Raw genomic sequence first — 4,329 nt, forward strand, 5'->3', positions numbered from 1 at the left:
CCTTGCGGCAGGCCGGCTCGTCCTCACTGCCGTTCACCACGACGACCGGCCGGACGCCGCGCTTGATCGCCGCCTCGGCGACCGAGCGCAGCTTCTTGTGGAAGGGGAAGCCCGCGCCGCCGCGGCCCTTCAGGTTGATGCGTTCGGCGAGCTGCGCGAGCTGCTCACCGCCCATCGGCTCGAGCGGCCCGTGCACCTTGAGGTGCATGGGCAGATCGAGCCGATCGACAAGGTCGAAGCCCGACGTGAGCTGGGGAAGACCGACCACGCGGACTTCGGGTACGTCGGGCAGGGCCTCGTTCACTTAAAGCCTCCGGAAGGCGTGTTCCAAGGTTCGCCCGATCCCGGTGCGTCCAAGTCGTAGGACGCACCGGGATTTGTGTCAGTGGCGGGACCGCTGTTGTACGTGTCGTTCGGGTAGTACGTGTCGAAGGCGGCGTTCGTCTCACCCGTGTCGTACACGTCACTCGATCCGTAACCGGCGGTGCCTGGATTGCCGTAGGCCGGGATGCTTTGTCCGGTGTCCTGAAGAGGGTCGTAGGGCGGGATGTTGAAGCCCGTGTCCTGCAGCGGGTCGTAGGCGGACGGCGGGGCCTCGCCGACCGGGGGCGGGGACGGGATCGGCCAGTTGCCCGAGGTGCTGGAGGGGCCGTCCACGGTCGGGATGGTCTCGGTGGGCTGCAGGTCCAGCGGCAACTGCATGCTGGTGGTCGGCCCGGGCGCGAAGGGCTGCTGGCCCTGGGGCGGGCCCGAGACGGCCCGGTAGGCGGCGGCGAAGCCGTTCGCCGGTTCCTTGGCCGCAGGGCGTTCCGCCTTCTCGTACAGCGGCCCCGACGGGGACGCCGCGGTGCGCCCGGATGCTCCCCGGCCCCCCTGGCCGGGGAGTGCGAAGCCGCCGCCCGCCCGGGCCCTGCTCTCCTCCAGATCCCTGCGGCCCTGGCCGTCGCCGGGTCCGATCATCGAGGCGATCTTGTCGGCGACCTGGCGCTTGACCTGGCGCGGAGCCGCGCGCAGGGCGAGCGCTCCGGCGACGCCGACCAGGGACAGGCAGTACAGGATGACGAAGATCGGCTTGGCCGAGCGACCCGCGTAGAGGCCGTGGACCAGGGCGGCGCACCAGGCCGGGTAGGCCAGCATGTGCATCGCCCGCCAGCGGGCCGCGACGGGCGCGGGGGACGCGAAGCGGTTGCGCAGCACGCCGGTGATGCCCACGAAGATCATGAGCATGCCTGCCAGGGTGCCCAGGCCGATCAGGAACGACCTGCCCCCGACCAGCTCCTCGTCGGTGAACACCAGCCCGAAGGGGATCACCGCCGCGATCCACGAGGTGTGGGACAGCGCCAGCTTCACGCCGATGTGCACCAGCAGGAAGACGATCGAGGCGACGGCCGTGGTCCGGTGCACGGCCTGCGCCAGGATGCGGCGGCGGGCGTCGAGGAGGACCCGGTCCTGGGCGACCAGCCCCCAGATCACCGAGCACGTCAGACACACGAGGGACAGCACGCCCGCACCGAAGTTGAGGAACTCGGCGAACGAGTCGTCTGCCGTGGAGTCGTAGGGGTTCACGACTTGCCTCCCCACGTCCCGGCGACCGGGGGTAGGGAGGTGTTACTGCGATGAGGGTTCATGGGGGCAACTCCGAGCGGTTCGGGAAAGCAGCGGTCCCGCTGCCGAACTCTAAGCGGAGTCATACCGATCAGTACGAGGTTTGAGTTATTGCGTTGTTATCAAAGGACAATACGGCCGATGCGATGTCCCTTAGCTGCTGTTACGCGAAGTAACTATTGACCATGATTCAGCATTTCGGGGGCGCGGGGCGGCCCCTCGAAAGCGCGTCGCGGCGCGCTGAGGGCCTGCGGTACCCTAGCGCCATGCGTGCCGTACGCCTTCTGCTTAGCGGGCCGCGCTGATCAGTCCCGGCCACCGGAGAAGTCGAGTGGCCGGCATCGGCGCGGCGTCCCCTCCTGTGTGAGGGGATTTTTCGTTTCTCGAACCAGACAGCCGCAGGCAGAGACGATCGATGGAGCTTTGAGGATCATGAGCGAGACGAACCCCGCCGCCACCTCCGAGGTGGCGGCGCCGCACCGCTACACGGCCGCCATGGCTGCCGAGATCGAGGCACGCTGGCAGGACTTCTGGGACGCCGACGGCACCTACGCCGCGCCCAACCCCAAGGGCGACCTGGCCGGTGACCGGGAGATCGTCGCCCGCCCCAAGAAGTTCATCATGGACATGTTCCCGTACCCCTCCGGTGCGGGCCTGCACGTCGGCCACCCCCTGGGCTACATCGCCACGGACGTGTTCGCGCGCTTCCAGCGGATGACCGGCCACAACGTCCTGCACACCCTGGGCTTCGACGCCTTCGGCCTGCCCGCCGAGCAGTACGCGGTGCAGACCGGCACGCACCCGCGCGTGTCCACCGAGGCCAACATGGAGAACATGAAGGCCCAGCTGCGCCGGCTGGGCCTGGGCCACGACAAGCGCCGGTCGTTCGCCACGATCGACCCGGACTACTACAAGTGGACCCAGTGGATCTTCCTGCAGATCTTCAACTCCTGGTACGACCACGACGCCCGCCGGGCCCGCCCGATCGCCGAGCTGGTCGCCGCGTTCGAGTCCGGTGAGCGGCCCGTACCGGGGCACGCGCGCGCGTGGAGCGAGCTGAGCGCCGCCGAGAAGGCCGACGTCCTGGGCGAGTTCCGGCTGGCCTACGCCTCCGACGCGCCGGTCAACTGGTGCCCCGGGCTGGGCACCGTGCTGGCCAACGAGGAGGTCACCGCCGAGGGCCGCTCCGAGCGCGGCAACTTCCCGGTCTTCAAGGCCAAGCTGCGCCAGTGGAACATGCGCATCACGGCCTACGCCGACCGGCTGCTGGAGGACCTGGACGCGCTGGACTGGCCCGAGGCCATCAAGCTGCAGCAGCGCAACTGGATCGGGCGCTCCGAGGGCGCCCGCGTCGACTTCCCCATCGACGGCGAGCGCATCACCGTCTTCACCACCCGCCCCGACACCCTGTTCGGTGCCACCTACATGGTGCTGGCGCCCGAGCACCCGCTGGTGGAGAAGTTCACCCCGGCCGCCTGGCCGGAGGGCACCCACGACGTCTGGACCGGCGGTCACGCGACCCCGGGCGAGGCCGTCGCCGCCTACCGCGCCCAGGCCGCCTCGAAGTCCGACGTGGAGCGCCAGGCCGAGGCCAAGGACAAGACCGGCGTCTTCATCGGCGCGTACGCCACCAACCCGGTCAACGGCGAGCAGGTCCCGGTCTTCATCGCCGACTACGTCCTGATGGGCTACGGCACCGGCGCGATCATGGCCGTCCCCGCCCACGACACGCGTGACTTCGCCTTCGCCCGCGCCTTCGAGCTGCCCATCCGCTGCGTGGTCGAGCCGACCGACGGCCGCGGCACCGACCCGTCCACGTGGGACGACGCCTTCGCCTCCTACGACGCGAAGATCGTGAACTCCTCCGGTACCGGCGTCATTCTGGACGGCCTGGGCGTGGTCGAGGCCAAGGCACGTATCACCGAGTGGCTGGAGGCCCAGGGCGTCGGCGAGGGCACCGTCAACTTCCGGCTGCGGGACTGGCTGTTCAGCCGCCAGCGCTACTGGGGCGAGCCCTTCCCGATCGTCTACGACGAGGACGGCATCGCCCACGCGCTGCCCGAGTCGATGCTGCCCCTGGAGCTGCCCGAGGTCGAGGACTACTCGCCGCGCACCTTCGACCCGGACGACGCCGACACCCAGCCCGAGACGCCGCTGTCCCGCAACGAGGACTGGGTCGACGTCACGCTGGACCTGGGCGACGGACGGGGCCCGCGCCCCTACCGGCGCGAGACCAACACCATGCCCAACTGGGCCGGTTCCTGCTGGTACGAGCTGCGCTACCTGGACCCGCACAACTCCGAGAAGCTGGTCGACCCGGAGATCGAGCAGTACTGGATGGGCCCGCGCGAGGGACAGCCGCACGGCGGTGTCGACCTGTACGTCGGCGGCGCCGAGCACGCCGTGCTGCACCTGCTGTACGCGCGCTTCTGGTCCAAGGTCCTGTACGACCTGGGGCACGTCTCGTCCGCCGAGCCGTTCCACAAGTTGTTCAACCAGGGCATGATCCAGGCCTACGTGTACCGCGACAGCCGCGGCATCGCGGTGCCGGCCGCCGAGGTGGAGGAGCGCGACGGCGCCTACTACTACCAGGGCGAGAAGGTCTCCCGGCTGCTGGGCAAGATGGGCAAGTCCCTGAAGAACGCGGTCACTCCGGACGAGATCTGCGCCGAGTACGGAGCCGACACGCTGCGCCTGTACGAGATGGCCATGGGCCCGCTGGAC

The 4,329-nt window shown here is 69.5% G+C and carries 2 protein-coding genes and 1 pseudogene; 1 reads left to right on the plus strand and 2 read right to left on the minus strand.

Features of this window, described 5'->3' with window-relative positions; all coding sequences use genetic code 11:
* Both ABT116_RS40065 and ABT116_RS40070 read right to left on the minus strand, forming a co-directional pair.
* A pseudogene (locus ABT116_RS40065) lies at positions 1 to 304 on the minus strand (oxidoreductase); the annotation flags it as partial.
* Positions 301 to 1,566, minus strand: a complete 1,266-nt coding sequence (locus ABT116_RS40070; protein ID WP_351644895.1) for a ferric reductase-like transmembrane domain-containing protein — start codon at positions 1,564 to 1,566, stop codon at positions 301 to 303. The pseudogene ABT116_RS40065 and the gene ABT116_RS40070, both read right to left, overlap by 4 nt.
* A 471-nt stretch (positions 1,567 to 2,037) precedes the next feature.
* Here ABT116_RS40070 and leuS point away from each other — a divergent pair.
* The coding region (leuS, locus tag ABT116_RS40075) for a leucine--tRNA ligase (protein WP_351644899.1) at positions 2,038 to 4,329 on the plus strand (2,292 nt) is incomplete at its 3' end.

It is taken from the genome of Streptomyces sp. NPDC002130 (assembly GCF_040296465.1).
In the GTDB taxonomy this organism is placed as follows: Bacteria; Actinomycetota; Actinomycetes; order Streptomycetales; family Streptomycetaceae; genus Streptomyces.